16 protein-coding genes and 1 pseudogene are annotated in these 17,793 nt (G+C 67.4%); 6 read left to right on the forward strand and 11 right to left on the reverse strand.

The annotated features are described in order from the left end of the window. Positions 1-33 precede the first annotated feature (33 nt). From recF to ACFJGT_RS25525, 6 genes are all read right to left on the reverse strand, one after another. Positions 34-1,161, reverse strand: coding sequence for a DNA replication/repair protein RecF (recF, locus tag ACFJGT_RS25500; protein ID WP_377844170.1), 1,128 nt, complete (start codon positions 1,159-1,161; stop codon positions 34-36). Between the two features lie 10 nt (positions 1,162-1,171). Further along, positions 1,172-2,287, reverse strand: coding sequence for a DNA polymerase III subunit beta (gene dnaN / locus ACFJGT_RS25505; RefSeq protein WP_377844173.1), 1,116 nt, complete (start codon positions 2,285-2,287; stop codon positions 1,172-1,174). A gap of 152 nt (positions 2,288-2,439) precedes the next feature. Then, a complete protein-coding gene (dnaA, locus tag ACFJGT_RS25510; RefSeq protein ID WP_377844175.1) occupies positions 2,440-3,960 on the reverse strand; it encodes a chromosomal replication initiator protein DnaA in 1,521 nt (506 codons plus the stop codon). Between the two features lie 783 nt (positions 3,961-4,743). Beyond that, positions 4,744-5,010, reverse strand: a complete 267-nt coding sequence (gene rpsT / locus ACFJGT_RS25515) for a 30S ribosomal protein S20 (protein WP_047581773.1) — start codon at positions 5,008-5,010, stop codon at positions 4,744-4,746. Between the two features lie 181 nt (positions 5,011-5,191). Further along, positions 5,192-6,175: a threo-3-hydroxy-L-aspartate ammonia-lyase gene (locus tag ACFJGT_RS25520; RefSeq protein WP_377844177.1), complete on the reverse strand. Its 984-nt coding sequence runs from the start codon at positions 6,173-6,175 to the stop codon at positions 5,192-5,194. A gap of 108 nt (positions 6,176-6,283) precedes the next feature. Further along, the gene (locus tag ACFJGT_RS25525; protein ID WP_377844179.1) at positions 6,284-7,057 is read right to left on the reverse strand and encodes an enoyl-CoA hydratase; all 774 of its coding nucleotides are present in this window, start codon (positions 7,055-7,057) and stop codon (positions 6,284-6,286) included. Between the two features lie 192 nt (positions 7,058-7,249). Here ACFJGT_RS25525 and ACFJGT_RS25530 point away from each other — a divergent pair, with 192 nt between their 5' ends. Continuing rightward, complete coding sequence (locus tag ACFJGT_RS25530) at positions 7,250-7,804, forward strand: lipocalin family protein (protein ID WP_248311365.1); 555 nt, start codon at positions 7,250-7,252, stop codon at positions 7,802-7,804. A 4-nt stretch (positions 7,805-7,808) separates the two neighbouring features. Here ACFJGT_RS25530 and mutM read toward each other — a convergent pair. Continuing rightward, positions 7,809-8,706 (reverse strand): annotated as a pseudogene (gene mutM, locus ACFJGT_RS25535) (bifunctional DNA-formamidopyrimidine glycosylase/DNA-(apurinic or apyrimidinic site) lyase). A 114-nt stretch (positions 8,707-8,820) separates the two neighbouring features. On the opposite strand from mutM, the gene ubiE reads away from it, so the two are divergent. Both ubiE and ubiB read left to right on the forward strand, forming a co-directional pair. Then, entirely contained in the window at positions 8,821-9,582 is a 762-nt protein-coding gene (gene ubiE / locus ACFJGT_RS25540; protein ID WP_377844182.1) for a bifunctional demethylmenaquinone methyltransferase/2-methoxy-6-polyprenyl-1,4-benzoquinol methylase UbiE, read from the forward strand. A 106-nt stretch (positions 9,583-9,688) separates the two neighbouring features. After that, positions 9,689-11,245, forward strand: coding sequence for a 2-polyprenylphenol 6-hydroxylase (gene ubiB, locus ACFJGT_RS25545; protein WP_377844184.1), 1,557 nt, complete (start codon positions 9,689-9,691; stop codon positions 11,243-11,245). Between the two features lie 188 nt (positions 11,246-11,433). Here ubiB and ACFJGT_RS25550 read toward each other — a convergent pair whose 3' ends face one another. After that, the gene (locus ACFJGT_RS25550) at positions 11,434-12,888 is read right to left on the reverse strand and encodes an AMP nucleosidase (protein ID WP_377844186.1); all 1,455 of its coding nucleotides are present in this window, start codon (positions 12,886-12,888) and stop codon (positions 11,434-11,436) included. 156 nt (positions 12,889-13,044) lie between these two features. Between ACFJGT_RS25550 and ACFJGT_RS25555 the strand changes: the two genes are divergently transcribed. From ACFJGT_RS25555 to ACFJGT_RS25565, 3 genes are all read left to right on the forward strand, one after another. Continuing rightward, positions 13,045-13,392 carry an ArsR/SmtB family transcription factor gene (locus tag ACFJGT_RS25555; RefSeq protein ID WP_377844189.1) on the forward strand — a complete coding sequence of 116 codons (348 nt, stop codon included), beginning with the start codon at positions 13,045-13,047 and terminating at the stop codon, positions 13,390-13,392. A 40-nt stretch (positions 13,393-13,432) separates the two neighbouring features. After that, complete coding sequence (locus tag ACFJGT_RS25560) at positions 13,433-13,978, forward strand: SRPBCC family protein (protein ID WP_377844191.1); 546 nt, start codon at positions 13,433-13,435, stop codon at positions 13,976-13,978. A gap of 63 nt (positions 13,979-14,041) precedes the next feature. After that, positions 14,042-14,476: a VOC family protein gene (locus ACFJGT_RS25565; protein WP_377844193.1), complete on the forward strand. Its 435-nt coding sequence runs from the start codon at positions 14,042-14,044 to the stop codon at positions 14,474-14,476. Positions 14,477-15,059: 583 nt separating this feature from the next. Here the strand turns inward: ACFJGT_RS25565 and ACFJGT_RS25570 are convergent. Genes ACFJGT_RS25570 through ACFJGT_RS25580 form a run of 3 tightly spaced genes read right to left on the reverse strand, consistent with a single transcriptional unit; the run spans position 15,060 to position 17,769 of the window. After that, the gene (locus ACFJGT_RS25570; RefSeq protein ID WP_377844196.1) at positions 15,060-15,815 is read right to left on the reverse strand and encodes an SDR family NAD(P)-dependent oxidoreductase; all 756 of its coding nucleotides are present in this window, start codon (positions 15,813-15,815) and stop codon (positions 15,060-15,062) included. Continuing rightward, positions 15,788-16,825: a ketopantoate reductase family protein gene (locus tag ACFJGT_RS25575; protein ID WP_377844198.1), complete on the reverse strand. Its 1,038-nt coding sequence runs from the start codon at positions 16,823-16,825 to the stop codon at positions 15,788-15,790. Before ACFJGT_RS25575 ends, ACFJGT_RS25570 begins: the two co-directional genes overlap by 28 nt. Then, positions 16,822-17,769, reverse strand: coding sequence for an isoaspartyl peptidase/L-asparaginase family protein (locus tag ACFJGT_RS25580; RefSeq protein WP_377844201.1), 948 nt, complete (start codon positions 17,767-17,769; stop codon positions 16,822-16,824). Before ACFJGT_RS25580 ends, ACFJGT_RS25575 begins: the two co-directional genes overlap by 4 nt. Positions 17,770-17,793: the final 24 nt, after the last annotated feature.

The raw sequence follows: 17,793 nt of genomic DNA on the forward strand, positions 1-17,793 counted from the left end.
CAGGCGTCCTATCGCAAGCCGTGGCCTGACCGATCAATCGAGCGGATCGATCCGCCCCGGCGTCACCGAAAAGCGCTGCGCGCCGGCCGGCAGATCGCCGAACAGGGCAGCGTCCGCCCCGGTCATCCAGACCTGGCAGCCGAGCCCGGTCAGCCCCTCGTAGAGCGCAGCGCGGCGGCGCGGATCGAGATGGGCGGCGATCTCGTCGAGCAGGACGAGCGGCGCGATGCCGCTCATCGCCGCGACCAGCCTGGCATGCGCCAGCACGAGCCCGATCAGCAGCGCCTTTTGCTCGCCGGTCGAGCCCTGGCCTGCGGGTATGTCCTTCGGCCCGTGCCGGACCTCCAGATCGGAGGCCTGCGGCCCGGCGAGCGTGCGCCCGGCCGCCCGGTCGCGATGGCGGCTCTGGCCCAGCAGGTCGCGATAGGCATCCTCGGCATCGACGGCCGGCAGGCGCGCGACCAGCGCATCGATCTCGCCGGAGAGCGCGATATCGGCGAAGGGGAAGGGCGAAGCCTCGTCCCGCGTCTCGGCGATGATGGCGGAAAGCCGCGCCACCGTCTCGGCGCGCGCGGCGGCAACCGCGACGCCGAGCTCGGCGACCTCGCGCTCGACGGCGTCGAGCCATTGCCCCTGGTTAGGGCTTTCTTCGAGGATGCGGTTGCGCGAGCGCAGCGCCCGCTCCAGCGCGTTCGAGCGCGTCGCATGGCTGGGGTCGATCGCCAGCACCAGCCTGTCGAGGAAGCGGCGCCGGTCGCCGGCCGCGCCCCGGAACAGGCCGTCAAGATCGGGCGTCAGCCAGACCACGCGCAGATAATCGCTGAAGGCGAGCGCAGAGCCGACAGTGGCGCCGTCGATGCGCGCGAGCCGCGGCCGTCGTCCCTCTGCATCGAGCGGTCCGAGCCCGATGCCGAGCCGGCCCGCCTCATCGGCGAGCGTGAGCGAGGCGGCGAAGGAGCCGTCGCCGCCCTGCCGCGCCATTGCCGTGATCTCGGCGCGGCGCAGGCCGCGCCCCGGCGTGAACAGCGAGAGCGCTTCGAGGATATTGGTCTTGCCGGCTCCGTTCTCGCCTGCGAGCGCAACGATTTGGCCCTCGACCGGGAGATCGAGGGCCTCGTAGGAACGGAAATCCTGCAGGATCAGGCGCGCGACGGCGGCCATGAGCCAGCTGCTAGACGCGCATCGGCATCAGCACATAGAGCGCGGAGGCCCCTTCGCGATCCTGGATCACGGTCGGCGATCCCGGATCGGCGAGCTTGAGCAGCGCGGTGTCGCCGTCGAGCTGGGCGGCGATATCCATCAGGTAGCGGGCGTTGAAGCCGATATCGAGCGGGCTCGCCTCGTAATCGACCTCGATCTCCTCGGTCGCCGAACCCGAATCCGGGTTGGTGACGGAGAGCGTCATGCGACCCTCGGCCATCGAGAGCTTCACGGCGCGGCCACGCTCGGACGAGATCGTCGAGACGCGATCGACCGACGCGGCGAAATCGCCCTTGTCGACGGTCAGGCGCTTGTCGTTGCCGCTCGGGATGACGCGCTGGTAGTCCGGGAAGGTGCCGTCGATCAGCTTCGAGGTCAGCACGACGCTGGCCGTCGCGACGCGGATCTTCGAGCCGGAGAGCTCGACCGCGACCTCGCTCTCGCCGTCTTCCAGCAGCTTCTGGATTTCGGAGACGGCCTTGCGCGGCACGATCACGCCGGGCATGCCGACCGAGCCCTTCGGGGCGGCGGTATCGACGCGGGCGAGACGATGCCCGTCGGTCGCAACCGCGCGCAGCACCGGGTGGCCATCGACATCGATGGTGTGGAGATAGATGCCGTTGAGATAGTAGCGCGTCTCCTCTGTGGAGATCGCGAACTGGGTCTTGTCGATCAGGCGCTTCAATTCGCCGGCCGGCAGGACGAAGCGATGGGCCATCTCGCCCGCGGTGATATCCGGGAAATCGCTTTCGGGCAGGGTCTGAAGCTGGAAGCGCGAGCGGCCGGAGCGCAGCACGAGGCCGCTATCGCCGGTGGTTTCCAGCGAGACCTGGGCGCCATCAGGCAATTTGCGGACGATGTCGTAGAGGGTGTGGGCCGGAACGGTCGTGGCGCCGGGCTCGGCTGCATCCGCAGGGATCGTCTCCACCACCTCGATATCGAGATCGGTCGCCTTCAGCCGCAGGCCGGCCTCGGAGGCCGAGAGCAGCAGGTTCGACAGGATCGGGATCGTATTGCGGCGCTCCACCACGCGATGGACGTGGCCGAGCGACTTGAGCAGCGTGGAACGTTCGACCGTGACCTTCATGATTGTCTAGTCTTCTGGCGCTGGCCGCCCGCGCATCGCTGCGCGAGCCGAATGAGTGGCCGGCGACATTGCCGGACACCGGGCGGAGGCGCAAGGCCTGCCCGCTCCGGCAACCACAACCATTCGACGGCAGTGGCTAATGTCCGCGGATATCACTCCTGCAGCATGCGCTTCAGCAGATCGACCTCGTCATGCAGCGAGCGGTCCTCGCTGATCGCCTTCTCGATCTTGCGCACGGCGTGCAGCACGGTCGTGTGGTCGCGCCCGCCGAAGCGGCGGCCGATCTCGGGCAGCGAGCGCGGCGTCAGCGCCTTCGACAGATACATCGCGATCTGGCGCGGCTTCACCACGGCCGCGGTGCGGCGCTCCGAGAGGATGTCGGCGCGGCTGACATTGTAGCGCGTTGCGACCAGCTTCTGGATGTCCTCGATCTTGACGCGGCGCGGCTCGCGGGTGCGAACGAGGTCGCGGATCGCGGCTTCCGCCGTCTCCAGCGTCACGAGCTGGCCCGACAGCGTCGCATGGGCGAGCAGGCGGTTGGCGGCGCCGTCGAGGTCGCGGCCATTGGTCGCGACGACGCGCGAGACATAGGCGATGACATCGGGGCTGACCTGGAAATTCGGATGGGCGGCTTGCAGCGCCTCCAGCCGGCTGGAGAGGATCGTGGCGCGCAGAGTCTCGTCGAGTTCGCCGACCTCGACCACCAGGCCGCCGCCGAGCCGCGAGCGGATGCGCTCGTCGAGGGCCTCGAGCTCCCCGGCGAGGCGGTCGCCGGCGACGACGATCTGCTTGCCGGCATCGAGCAGCGCGTTGATCGTGTGGCCGAATTCCTGCTGGATCGACTTGCCCTGGATGAACTGCACATCGTCGACGACGAGCAGGTCGATGCCGCGCAGCTTCTCCTTGAAGGCGAGCGCCGTCTGCGACTTCAGCGCCGCGACGAAGCCGTACATGAAGCGGTCGGCGGTGAAATAGGCGACGCGCTTGCCCTGGCGGCGCGCTTCCTGGGCGATGGCCTGCAGCAGATGCGTCTTGCCGAGGCCGACGCCGGCATGGAGATAGAGCGGGTTATAGGGGCTCTGGCCCGCGGGCGCCGCGGCGATGCGCTCGGCCGCCGCGAAGGCGAGCTGGTTCGACTTGCCAACGACGAAGCTCTGGAAGCTCATGCGCCGGTCGAGCCCGGTGCCGCAGGCGTCGACGAGGTCGCTCTCGCCGGCCTGGGGCAGGCTAACGATGGCGGGGCGGCCAGCCTCGCTCGGCGCGGGGCTCGCCACGGTCGTCGGGCGGTTGCGCAGGGCCTCGATCTGCGGCTGGGCGGCGGGGTCGCGCGATACGGTGCGCACCGACAGCATCACGCCGTTCGGCGCCGGCAGCTCGGCCATGCAGTTCACCCGCAGGCGCTCGGTATAATGCGCCTCGAGCCAGCTCTTGAGGAAGCGGGTGGGGACGGTGAGATAGGCCACGCCCTCGACGATCCCGGCGATCTCCAGCCGGCCGAACCAGCTCGAGAAGACATCCTCGCCGAGCTCCGCCCGCAGGCGCCGACGCACGCGCTCCCAAGCGTCCTGAATCGAAACCTCCTCTACCCGGGTGACGGCGGTCTCTTCCGCAGCGATCGTCACCACCACCGGCGTCGTCTCGACAATGTCCCCGAAATTCTGCCGCTCGAACATCAATGGCCCCGTTCTTTGAAAATGTGCGCAGCTTGGGTTCGGCGGCCGCTTCCTGACCGTCGTCCTGGTTCTGCTGTTCTGGTCAAAATGGTTCCGGTCCCGACGGGCGCGACGCGCCGCTTCAGGCTCCGGTTCCGGTTCTGTTGATTACGCCTGGAAGGCTCGCCGAGGGACGACGCCACCCTTCATCTCAATCAAGAAAGACAAAGGGTCACATCCTCCAACCTCCATGGTCGCGAGCCAAAACGCTTATCATCTCTGGAAATCCCGCGGCGGTCATTGCTGTCCGCCCGGCGATGAGGGGGACCTTACAAGGCGCTCTCGACGGGCTGCAACACCCCTTTCAGCCGGCTTCCGAGAACTCGCCGCGCGCGGGCCGTTCCTAACCATGGGGCAGTCCGCTGCAATTGGTTGGGGAACTTAAGATTTTCTTCATGTCCCCCCTTCCGGTGCCGGCCGAATCTTTTTTTGCGCGCCCCCGGAAAGCCTGCCGCAGAGTCGCCGCGATTCCGTCTTCCAAAATCCTTTGCCCGCTAAGATGATGAAAAATCACATCTTTTTATGAGCGGCAGAGTCCGGTCCGAAGAGCGATTTCGCGCCCTGAAGGGCGTCCGAGAGTCAAGTCGGCAAAGCCGTGGAAAGCTTAGGAAAATGGCTTGAAGGCAGCTTTGTTTTGTTCCTCGGGAGGCTGTGGCGGAGGCGCCACAGAGGCCTTGAAGCCAACGAAAAAGCCCGGCCTTGCGGCCGGGCTTTCGGGTCGTCGAAACGATCGGGATGTCTGGCTCAGGAAGCCAGCGCGCCGATGCGGTGAGCGAGGCGCGAGACCTTGCGCGAGGCGGTGTTCTTGTGAACTACGCCCTTCTGCGCGGCGCGCATGATTTCCGGCTGAGCGGCCTTCAGGGCCTCGGCGGCGACCGCCTTGTCCCCGGAGGCGATCGCCTCCTCGACCTTGCGCAGGAAGGTGCGCATCCGCGAGCGGCGCGCCTTGTTGACCTCGGTGCGGCGAGCGATCTTGCGCGTAGCCTTCTTGGCCGACGTCGTATTGGCCATCGAAACGTCCTCGTCTCTTCATCGCGACCGGTCGCCTGGCGTCATTGCCGGCGGGGCTGGCCGCATCCTTGCTGGAAAAACGTGCGCGGCGGCCGAGCTTGCGCGGGCCGCCGCGAGTGGTGGGGCTATAGTCGCTTGCCGGCGCTACGTCAACGCTGGAATTGCCCAAAGCCTCCCGATCTCACGCGGAGGGCGCGATGAAGGCGGCGAAACCCGCCAGATCGACATTGCCGCCGGAGAGGATGATCCCGACCCGCTTGCCCTCGACCGGCACGGCCCCGGTGAAGGCAGCGGCCGCCGCGAGGCACCCGGTCGGCTCGACCACGAGCTTCATCCGCTCGGCGAAGAAGCGCATGGCGTCGACGAGGGCCGCGTCGCTGACGGTGACGATATCCTCGACCTCGCGCTGGATGATCGGAAAGGTCAGGTCGCCGAGGAAGGCGGTCTGCGCCCCGTCGGCGATGGTCTTGGGCACGCCGATCGCGACGATCTCGCCCTTGCGCAGCGATTGCTGGCCGTCATTGCCGGCCTCCGGCTCGACGCCGAAGATGCGGCAGCCCGGGTTCAACGCCTTTGCCGTCAGGCAGGCGCCGGCGAGCAGGCCGCCGCCGCCGAGCGGCACGAGCAGGATGTCGAGCGGGCCGGCATCCTCGATCAGCTCCTTGGTCGCGGTGCCCTGCCCGGCGATGACGTCAGGATGATCGTAGGGCGGAATGATCGTCAGCCCGCGCTCGGCCGAGAGGCGGTTGCCGATCTCGAGCCGGTTCTCGGTATAGCGGTCATAGCGGATGACCTGCCCGCCATAGCCCTCGGTCGCCGCGACCTTCGCGGCAGGAGCGTCGTTCGGCATGATGATCGTGGTCGGCACGCCGAGAAGCTGCCCGGCATAGGCGATGGCCTGGGCATGGTTTCCGGAGGAATAGGTGACGACGCCGGCCTTCTTCTGCTCGGGCGAAAGCGAGGCGATCGCGTTATAGCCGCCGCGGAACTTGAAGGCGCCCATGCGCTGCAGGTTCTCGGGCTTGAAGACGAGGCTGGCTTGCGTCCGCCGGTTGGCGGTGGCGGAGCTCATCGCCGGCGTGTGATGGGCGATGCCCTTGAGCCTTCCGGCCGCGGCCTCGACATCGGCATAGGTCGGGAGGGACGGTCCGGTCTGGGCGTTCATCGCGGGAAATCCTGCTGGCGAAAGACGGGAGCTATCTGCCAGCAGGAGCGTCGGTTCATCAAGGCGGCGGCGCTCGACGCCGCCATGCGGCAGGCGATGGCCGGCGGCTCAGCTGTTCTTGAAATCGGGCTTCCGCTTCTCGGCGAAGGCGGACATCCCCTCCTTCTGGTCGGCGGTGGCGAAGAGCGAGGAGAAGACGCGGCGCTCGAAGCGCAGGCCTTCCTGCAGCGTCACCTCGAAGGCGCGCTCGACCGATTCCTTGGCCATCAGCACGGAAGGCAGCGACTTCGCCGCGATCTGCTCGGCCGCCTTCAGCGTCTCGGTCAGGAGGTCGGCCAGCGGCACGACGCGCGCGACGAGGCCGGAGCGCTCGGCCTCCTCGGCATTCATCATCCGGCCGGTCAGGATCAGGTCCATCGCCTTGGCCTTGCCGACCGCCTTGGTCAGGCGCTGCGTGCCGCCGGCGCCGGGGATGACGCCGAGATTGATCTCGGGCTGGCCGAATTTCGCGTTGTCGGCGGCGATGATGAAGTCGCACATCATGGCGAGCTCGCAGCCGCCGCCGAGCGCGAAGCCCGCGACCGCCGCGACGATCGGCTTGCGGCGCTGGCCGATCCGGTCCCAATCCGCGAACTTGTCGTCGAGATAGGTGCCCGGAAACGTCCGGCTCTGCATTTCCTTGATGTCGGCGCCGGCGGCGAAGGCCTTTTCCGAGCCGGTGAGGACGACGCAGCCGATGCCGTCATCCCTCTCGAACCCGTCGAGCGCCTGGTTGATCTCGCCGATGAGCTGGCCGTTCAGCGCGTTCAGCGCCTGCGGGCGGTTGAGCGTGATCAGCCCGACCTTGCCCTTCGTCTCGACGAGAATGGTCTCATAAGCCATGGCGGCCTCCCGGATGGTTCTATCCCGAAAGCTTTAGCGGGCGTCAGCAGGTCAAGTCCACGGGCAGGAGCGGCAATGCGAAATGCGCAAAGATCATCAGAAGCGGGAGAACGCAGGGATCCGGCGGGTGGCCCCGTGCGTATTCCCATGGAAGCGCGGCGAGATCGGCCGCTGGTCCAGTGGGAGGCCGCCATGAAATCCATCCTGCTCGCTGCCGTCGCGGCCCTTACGCTCGCCGGCTGTGCTGGAACCGCGATGACGGGCGCGGACAAAGCGCCCGAACCGCGCAAGCGGATCGACGTCGCACGCTTCTATACCGGCACTTGGCGCGAGATCGCACGCCGCCCCATGACGATCACGGATGGCTGCGTGGCCGGTGCGACCGAATACGGACCGGACCGCAAGGGCGGCATTCAGGTGCTCGATTCCTGCCGCATGGGCAGCCCGCAGGGCGAGCTCAAGACGGTCGGCGGACCCGGCACGATCCTGGACCCCGGCTTCAATGCCAAGCTGCGTGTGGACTACAAGCTCTATGGTTTCGTGCCCGTCCAGCGTGACTACTGGGTCCTGGACCGCGCCGACGACTACAGTTGGTTCATCTCGGCCGATCCGACGCTGCGCGATCTCTATATCTTCACGCGCGATCCGCAGATCGGTGCCGCCCAGCGCAAGCGGCTGGTCGCGCGCGCGGCTGCGCTCGGCTACGACGTCACGAAGCTCGAATTCCCCGAGCAGCCACGTCGTTGAGGCGCTAGGGGCGCTTGGCTGGCTGGCAGCTCTCGCAATAGAACGTCGAGCGCCCCGACTGCACCAGCCGCTTCACCAACTGGCCGCAGCCCGGCGTGACGCAGGTCTCGCCCTCGCGGTCATACACCTTGAAGCGGTGCTGGAAATAACCGAGCGAACCGTCGGCATGGGCGAAGTCGCGCAGCGTCGAGCCCCCCGCGGCGACCGCCTCTTCCAGCACCTCGCGGATGATGCGGGCGAGCTCATGCGCCTTGTCGCGCGGCCGCCCCGTCGGTGTCGCTATCGTTCCGGCTTCGGCCTCGGGGTGGAGCCCGGCCCGGAACAGCGCCTCGCAGACATAGATATTGCCGAGGCCCGCCACGAGCCGCTGGTCGAGCAGGGCCGCCTTCAAGGGCGCGAACTTGCCCGCGAAGAGCTTCGCCAGCGTCTCGCCGGAGAGCTCATTGCCGAGCGGCTCGATGCCCATGCCCGCGAAATGCTTCGAGGTGGCAAGCTCGGCCCGCGGCACGAGGTCCATGAATCCGAAGCGGCGCACGTCGTTATAAGTGACGCGCGCACCGGTCCCCCATCTCGAACACGACATGGTCGTGGATCAGGTGCCGGCCGATCTCATTGTAATAGGCGCCGGGCTCGGTCGGCGGCGTTCCGGGCGCCTCGACGATGAAGCGCCCGCTCATGCCCAGATGCATCACGAGCGCCTGGCCGTCGTCGAGATCGGCGATCAGGTATTTCGCCCGCCGCGACAGGGCCTCGATCCGCCGGCCTGTCAGGCGCTCAGTGAAGCGCTCCGGCAGGGGAAAGCGCAGGTTCGGCCGGCGGAGTTCGACGCGGGCGAAGCGCTCGCCCAGCATCGCGGGCTCCAGCCCGCGCCGGACGGTTTCGACCTCGGGTAGCTCCGGCATATCAGCGACCTCACATAAAGCCTGCGTCGAGAGGGCCCGCGACAAGCCCGCCGCCTTTGGCTATTGATCGCCTCAGGCGAAGACAAGACAGATTTGCACAAGGCCGGCCCGACCGTGACAGCAGCTTCCGACACCACCCATTTCGGCTTCGAGACGGTGAAGCTCGCCGAGAAGCAGGCGAAGGTCGACGACGTCTTCCACAAGGTCGCCAACCGCTATGACCTGATGAACGACCTGATGTCGGGCGGCCTGCACCGGGTCTGGAAGAGCGCGCTCCTGACCGCGATCAATCCGGCCAGGGACCGGCCCTTCCACCATCTCGATGTGGCCGGCGGCACGGGCGATGTCGCCTTCTCGGTGCTGGAGGCCGGTGGCTCGCAGACCGACGTCACCGTGCTCGACATCAATGCCGACATGCTGCGCGTCGGCCGCGAGCGCGCCGACAAGCGCTTTCCGGACAATGACCGCATCCGCTTCGTTCAGGGCAATGCCGAGGAACTCGGCCTGCCCGACGACCATTTCGACTGCTACACCATCGCCTTCGGCATCCGGAACGTGCCGCGCATCGACAAGGCGCTGGCCGAGGCCTATCGCGTGCTGAAGCGCGGTGGGCGCTTCCTCTGCCTCGAATTCAGCCATGTCGACGTGCCCCTGCTCGACAAGATCTACGAGACCTATTCCTTCAAGGTCATCCCGCCGATGGGCCGCATGGTCACTGGCGAGGCCGAGCCCTACCAGTATCTCGTCGAGTCGATCCGCAAGTTCCCGAAGCCGCAGGCCTTCGCCAACATGATCGAGGATGCCGGCTTCCGCCGCGCGAAATTCACGCCGATGACCGGCGGCGTCGTGGCGCTGCATTCCGGCTGGAAGCTGTGATGGGTCGTCCCGCGTCATGCTCGGGCTTGACCCGAGCATCTCTCGAAGGGAGCCTTTTCCGGCATGAGATGGTCGGGTCAGGCCCGACCATGACGGCTGGAACCGCATGATCTCCTCCTTCTTCCACTTGGCTCGCGGCGCGCGTGTCGGCTTCGTGCTGGCGCGCGAGGGCGCGCTGGCGCTGGTCGATCCCTCCGTCTTGCCGCCGCTGGCGCGCGGGCTGATCCGCGTCGGCCGCTTGATCGAGCGGCGCGGCGCCGGCTCCTCCGCGACGCGGCTCGCGGCGGCGATGACCCGGCTCGGCCCGTCCTATGTGAAGTTCGGCCAGTTCCTGGCGACGCGGCCCGATGTCGTCGGCATGAAGATCGCCGAAGACCTCTCGGCCCTGCAGGATCGGATGCCGGCCTTCCCGATGGCGGAAGCGCGCGCCATCGTCGAGGCGGCGCATGGGGTGAAGCTGGAGACTTTGTTCCCGGAATTCAGCGAGCCGGTCGCCGCCGCCTCGATCGCCCAGGTCCACCGCGCCCGGCTGAAGGATGGCCGCGAGGTTGCGGTGAAGATCCTGCGGCCGGGCATCCGCGACCGTTTCAACCGCGATCTCGCCGCGATGCGCTTCGGTGCGGAGATGGCCGAGCAGCGCTCTGCCGAAGCGCAACGCCTGCGCTTTACCGGCGTGGTCGAGACGCTGGCCCGCTCGGTCGCGATGGAGATGGACCTCAGGCTGGAAGCCGCCGCCCTCTCCGAATTCGCGGAGAATACCAAGGACGACACCGATTTCCGCGTGCCGGAGCCGGACTGGCAGCTCACGGCCCGCGAGATGCTGGTCGACGAATGGATCGATGGCGTCCGCCTCTCCGATGTCGAGGGCCTGCGCGCGGCCGGCCACGACCTGCCGGAGCTCGCCCGCAACATCATCCAGTCCTTCCTGAAGCACGCGATCCGCGACGGCTTCTTCCATGCCGACATGCATCCCGGAAACCTTTTCGTCGATGCGGAGGGGCGCCTCGTCGCGGTCGATGGCGGCATCATGGGCCGGCTCGGCCTGAAGGAGCGGCGCTTCCTGGCCGAAATCCTGCTCGGCTTCATCACCCGCGATTATACGCGCGTGGCGCAGGTGCATTTCGAGGCCGGCTATGTCCCGGCCCATCACGATGTCGCGGATTTCGCCCAGGCGATCCGCGCCGTCGGCGAGCCGATCCATGACAAGCGCGCCGACCAGATCTCGATGGCCAAGGTGCTGACCCTGCTCTTCGAGATTACCGGCATGTTCGACATGGCGACCCGCACCGAGCTGGTCATGCTCCAGAAGACGATGGTCGTGGTCGAGGGCGTGGCGCGCACGCTCGATCCGCATCTGGACATGTGGGGCACGGCCGATCCGGTGGTGCGGAGCTGGATCACGCATAATCTTGGGCCGATCGGCCGGCTGGAGGAGGCCGGGCGCGGCGCCCGCTCCCTGCTTGGTTCGCTCGCGGCGCTGCCGGAGACGGTGGTCCGCGCCGAGCGCGTGCTCGGCCAGCTCGAGGACGCCTCGCGTCACGGCTTCTCGCTCGACGAGCGCAGCGTCGAGGCGATCGGCCGGGCCGAAGCCCGGCGCAACCGCTGGGGCAATATCGCGCTCTGGGTGATCGCGGGGCTCTTGGCCTATGGCGTGTTCGGCTGAGGCTGCCTTCGCTGGAAACACGCCGTCATTCCGGGGCGCCGCATAGCGGCGAGCCTGGAATCCAGAACCGATGCCGGGATTCGGGAAGGCGGACCGGTCAGTGCGCTGGCGACAAAGCGCATCGGCTCTGGGTTCCGGGCTCATTGCTTCGCAATGCCCCGGAATGACGGCGCGGCATCCTGCGCTTCTTACCTGAACGGCGGCTCGTCGAAGCTCCTGAGCTTGCGCGAATGGATCGTGGCGCCGGCTTCCTTCAGCTTCTCCAGCGCGTCGAGCCCGATGCGCAGGTGTTCGCCGACGGCGCGCTCATAGAAGGCGTTGGCGGCGCCCGGCAGCTTGATCTCGCCATGCAGCGGCTTGTCGGAGACGCAGAGCAAGGTGCCGTAGGGCACCCTGAGCCGATAGCCCTGCGCCGCGATCGTGCCGGATTCCATGTCGACCGCGATGGCGCGCGAGAGGTTGATGCGCCGCCGTTCCTTGGTCCATTGCAATTCCCAGTTGCGGTCGTCCTGGGTCACGACGGTGCCGGTGCGCAGGCGCTGCTTCAGCCGATCGCCCTTCTCGCCGGTGATGTCGGCGGCAGCCTGCTGCAGCGCGACCTGCACCTCGGCCAGCGCCGGAATCGGGATATCCGGCGGCACGAGATCGTCGAGGATGCGGTCCTGCCGGAGATAGGCATGGGCCAGCACATAGTCGCCGATGATCTGGGTCTGCCGCAGGCCCCCGCAATGGCCGACCATCAGCCAGCAATTCGGCCGGAGCACCGCGAGATGGTCGGTGATGTTCTTCGCGTTGGAGGGGCCGACGCCGATATTGACCAGGGTCACACCCTCGCCGCCCTTGCGGATCAGGTGATAGGCCGGCATCTGGAAGCGGTGCCAGGGCGCCGACATCACCCGCTCGGCGGCCGAGACGTCGATGCCGTCCCTGTCGATGCGGATGCCGCCCGGCGCGACCAGCGCCTCGGCCGTGCCGGCCTCGATCTCGGCGAGGCCGAGCCGGACGAACTGGTCGACATAGCGGTGATAGTTGGTCAATAGCACCCAGGGCTGCACCGCCCGCCAGTCGGTGCCGGTGTAATGCACCAGCCGTCTTAGCGAATAGTCGACCCGCACCGCGTCGAACAGCGAGAGCGGGCGCGGCTCGCCCTCGATCAGGTCGTAGGTTCCATCCGCGATCTCGTCGCCGACCAGCGCCAGCAGCGGCGTCGGGAAATAGCGCGCCAGTTCCGCCGCGGTTATCTTGCCGCGCCCCAATTCGTCGCCGCCTTCAAGCGCGTAGGGGTAGGGGATTTCCTGCGTGCTGATGCCCGTCTCGATCGTCGCGCCATACTCGGCGACGAGCGGCTTGAGCTGGTCGAGCAGATAGGCGCGGAATTCGGCCGGCTGCGTCACCGTGGTCGAATAGATGCCGGGCACTGCGAATTTGGCATAGCCGCGCCGCGTCGCTGCAGGCAGCTTCGAGGGCTCGTAGGTCACGCGCAGCATCGGGTAGCGATAGCGCTCCCGGTCATCGGGCGTCGGCGCCTCGCCGGTGTCGAAGAAGCGCTGCAGGTCGCTGCGCAGGGCCGAACGCGCCTCGTCATAGAGCTGTTCGAGCCGGTCCACGGCGGCTTCCGGTGTCGCTGCGGTCTCGAAGCTCATGAACCCTCCTCGTCTTGTACTCGGTTCTAGCCGCGTGTCCGCGCTCCTGACAACAACCGGCGGTGGCCCGCGCCAGCTTGCGGCCCAGCCCGGTTGACAGGCAGGAGGAATGCGATTAGTAAACCGATCAGTTAATTAACTGATCGGTTTCATACAATGTCGACGGACCCGCTCAGCCTGACCTTCGCAGCCCTCGCCGACCCGACGCGCCGCGCTATCCTGGCCCGGCTGTCGCAAGGCGAGAGTTCGGTGAAGGAGCTGGCCGAGCCCTTCGCGATGAGCCTGCCGGCGGTCTCCAAGCACCTGAAGGTGCTGGAGCGCGCCGGGCTGATCACGCGGGGGAAGGAAGCCCAGTGGCGACCTTGCCGGCTCGACCCCGGCCCGCTGCAGGACGTCTCGGAATGGCTGGAGCATTACAGCCGTTTCTGGGACCAGAGCCTGGGGCGGCTGGACGAGATGCTCCGCGCGATCAAGGCGAAACCACCCGATAAATCAGGCGCTTGACGCCAAAGGCCCTCTTTCAACTCAGTTTCAGGTGTTCGTCATGCTCAAGACCATTCTTCTGACCGTACTTGGCCTCCTCGCCACCGGCATCGTCGTCGTGCTGATCCTCGCCGCCCGCAAGCCCGACACGTTTCAGGTCACCCGCTCCATCGCGATCAATGCCGCGCCGGAGCGCATCTATCCGCTGATCGCCGATTTCCGGGCCTGGGGCGCCTGGTCGCCCTGGGAGAAGAAGGACCCGGCGATGAAGCGCACCTATGGCGGGCCGCAGACCGGTGTCGGCGCGACCTATGCCTGGGCCGGCGACAAGAATGTCGGCGAGGGCAGCATGCGCATCACCGAGGCCCAGGTGCCGGGCAAGCTCGGGCTCAAGCTCGATTTCCTCAAGCCCTTCGAGGCGCATAACGACGTCGTCTTTGCGCTGACGCCGCAGGGCCAGCAGACCAACGTGACCTGGATCATGACCGGCCCGACGCCGTTCATCGGCAAGATCATGCATGTCTTCATGGACATGGACCGCATGGTCGGCGGCGATTTCGAAGCCGGCCTAAAGGACATGAAGGCGGCTGCCGAGCGCCCCGCCTGAGCCCTCGCCCCCCGGCCATCCGGCAAGCTCCGATTTTTACGTGCTCAACGAGGAGGAAGAACCATGAAACTGTCGACCTATCTGATGTTCGACGGCAATTGCCGCGAAGCCTTCACCCATTATCACAAGGTTCTGGGCGGCAAGATCCAGGCCATGATGGACCACAAGGGCACGCCGGCCGAGGAGCATGTCCCGGCGGAATGGCGCGACAAGATCCTGCATGCCTGCCTGGAGATCGACGGCCAGATGTTGATGGCCTCCGACGCGCCGCCGGACCGCTCGGACGGCCCGATGCGCTCGGTCTCGGTCAGCGTCGGCGTCGCGACGCCGGAAGAGGCCGACCGTATCTTCGCCGGCCTGTCCGAAGGCGGAGCCAAGATTCTGATGCCGATGGCCGAGACCTTCTGGTCGCCGCGCTTCGGCATGCTGACCGACCGTTTCGGCACGAGCTGGATGGTCGGCGCCGAGATGCCGGCCGACAAGATGAACTGCGGGTGAGGCAGCCCCGCCTCTGAAACCTACCGAAGCAGTCGCGGGGAACCCCTCTCCCGCATCGAATTCGGCGGTTGCCGACTTCGACACTCAAAGTGCTGATCTCGGGCAAGCTCGAGATCAGTGAGAGGGGCAGAGGCGAGGTGTAAATCCTTGGACCAGCGCCGGCCGGGCGGCCTTACCACCGCTGTCTTCCCGTGCGCGCTGCGGCGCGCAGTGCCGCTGCGCAGACACGGGATCGTGTGCAGGAAAAGGCGCTTCTCTAAAGCGCGCGCAGAAAAGACGCCTTTCTCCAAGGACGGTCCCGTGTCTGCGCAGCAGCATTGGCATGCTGCAGCGCGCACGGGATGACGCGCTTGTCTAACGGAAGAACAGCAGCGCTGGCGACCACACCCCCATTCTCGCGCGACGACCCGCAGTATCTCGGTGAAGTTCGCGAGGCGTTGTGCACACTCTCACAGCGGCAGCGGTCAGGCCCTGGCTAAGCGTCCAACGGCCGACGCCTCACCCTACCCTCTCCATACAGGAGAGCGTTCCTGCGCTTTGCTTGTCGTCGGGCCGCGTTTGCGAGAATGGCGGCCGGCGGCCTCTAAGACCGGCCGCCATCGACCGAGAGCACCTGCCCGCTGATCCAGCCGGCCTGCTCGCTCAGGAAGAACAGCGTGGCGTTGGCGATGTCTTCGGGCGTGCCGAGCCGGCGGGTGTGGATGCTCTCGACCAGCTTCTTCTGCCCCTCCGGCCCATAGCTCTGCCATTGCCGCTCGCTCGCAGGATTGGAGCGCACGAAGCCCGGCGCCACCGAGTTCACCGTGATGCCATGCGGGCCGAACTCCCAGGCGAGTTGCTTGGTCAATCCGACCAGTGCGTGCTTGGCGCTGGCATAGGCCTGGATGCCGGTAAGGCTCGGACGAAGCCCAGCGCCTGATGAGATCGTCACGATCCGTCCGTAGCCCGCCTGCTTCATCACGGGTGCCGCCGCCTGCGCCAGGAAGAAGGCGGCATCGACATTGGCGGCGAAGATCACGCGCCAGTCATCCTCGGAAATCGCCTCGATCGCCCGGCCGACCTGCCCGCGCACGCCGCCGGCGGCATGGACGAGAAGATCGAGCCGGCCATCGGCGGCCACGATGTCGCGTACCAGGGCCTGCGCGGCCTCGGGCGAGCCGAGATCGACCGCATGGCCGGTCGCGCCGATCTCTTTCGCGGCGGCCTGCACCCCGGCCTCATCGATATCGGCGAGATGGACGCGCGCGCCGGCCTCGGCGAGAGCGGCCGCGATCGCGCGCCCGATGCCCTGAGCTGCGCCGGTGACGAGGGCTACGCGGCCGTCGAAGCGGATTTGCATCGGTCGATCAACACCTTGAGCGTCTCGAAGGCCATCGGGCGGCGGCCGTCCTCGATATCGTGGATCAGCAAGACCAGGGTCTCTATCGCGGGCGTCAAGATGCCGACCTCGCGGCCGAGCATGGCGATGACGCCGATCTGCGGGTCGACCTCGGTCTTGCGCTTGCGCACCGCGAGATCGCGCCAGATGCCGGAATGGGTCTTGGCGGTCTGCGCGGTATAATGCGCCAGCCAGCGGATGGTCTCGATCTGCGGACCTTCCGGCCGGCCGGGCGCGAACACCATCGGGTCGAAATCGCCGAAGCCGAGCGAGGTCACGCCGCGTTTGGCCGCGACCGCGCCGACTTCCCGGCCGAGCGCCAGCCAGACCGGAAGCCGTTCCGGGTCCGAAAAGTTCGCCGACATCGAATCGTCGGTCAGCGCCGTTCCGAACAGCATCGCGCCATAGGCGAGCTTGCCCCAGAGATAGCCGAAGATGTTGTCGGTCAGGATCGCGTCGGGCTCGAACAGCCGCATCAGCCGGTGCATCTCGACGGCCCGTTCACTCATCGATCCGTCGATCTCGCCGACGACGGTCGCGCCGCGATTGCCGTAGAGGATCTCGCCCGGCCCGAGCCAGTCGGCGCCGAAATTGACGAAGCAGCCCATGGTGCGCCGCTCGCCGACAGCCTTGGCGATGGCGAGCTCGTTCAATCCGTTCTGGGCGGAGAGCACGAAACCGTCTTCGGCCAGATGCGGCTTGAGCGCGTCGAGCGCGGCTTCCGTCGCGCCGGCCTTCACGGCGAGCACGATGCGGCTGTACCGGCCGGTCAGTTCAGCCTGCGTCGCGGCCGGGACCACCTGCGTGAAGGCCTCGACCGGCCCGGATACGGCGAGCCCCTTGGTCCGGCAGGCCTCGACATGCTCGGGGACGATGTCGACCAGCAGAACCGGCACGCCGGCCCGCGCCCAATAGGCGCCCAGCGTGCCGCCGATGGCGCCGGCGCCCCAGATCAGGATGGGCTCGCTCACGCCTGCCCCGCCAGCTCGACATGGTCATGCGTGGCGACATGGACGAGGCCATCCGCCGTCACCCAGCCCCGATACATGCCCTCGGTGTTGTAGGGCGCGACGATCGCACCATCGGCGCCGACGGCGACGAGGCCCGCGCCAATCTTGTGCTCGGAGAGCTCGGCGAGGACCGCATCCGTCGCGGCCTGCAGCGAGAGGCCTTTGTAGGCGATCAGCGACGCGATCTCGTGGCCGACGCAGTAGCGGATGAAATACTCGCCCTTGCCGGTGCCGGAGACGGCGCATCGTCCGTCACGGGCATAGGTGCCGGCACCGATGATCGGGGAATCGCCGACGCGGCCGACCGGCTTGTTGGTATAGCCGCCGGTCGAGGTCGCGGCGGCCAGATGCCCCTGCGCGTCGCAGGCGACGGCGCCTACCGTGCCGTGCTTCTCGGCCTCGCTCGCCTCGGCGGCGGTACCGACGATCTCGCGCAGCTTCATCGAGGCGAGGTTCTTGCGCCGGCGCTCGGTCGAGAAATACTCGTTGGCGACGGTATCGACGCCGTCATGCTCGGCGAAATCATCGGCCGCGGGGCCGGCGAGCAGCAGCGGATCGCCGCGCAGCATCAAGGCCTTGGCGGCCGTGATCGGGTTGCGGATGCGCTTGGCGCCGCAGACCGCGCCGGCGGCCAGCGTCGCTCCGTCCATGATCGAGGCGTCGAGCTCATGCTCGCCGTCGCTGTTGAAGGCCGCGCCATGGCCGGCGTTGAAATGCGGGGAATCCTCCATCACCCGCACGGCTGCCTCGACGGCGTCGACCGCCGCGCCGCCCTTGCTGAGGATCGCCCAGCCGGCTCGCAATGCGCCGGCGAGGTCGGACCGGGCCTGGGCCCATTCGGCCTCCGTCATCTCGGCCTTCGGCAAGGTGCCGCAGCCGCCATGGATGGCGAGCGCGAGGGTCATGTCTGTCTTCCGATCAATCGTTGT

It is taken from the genome of Allobosea sp. UC22_33 (assembly GCF_042700715.1).
Taxonomy (GTDB): domain Bacteria; phylum Pseudomonadota; class Alphaproteobacteria; order Rhizobiales; family Beijerinckiaceae; genus Allobosea.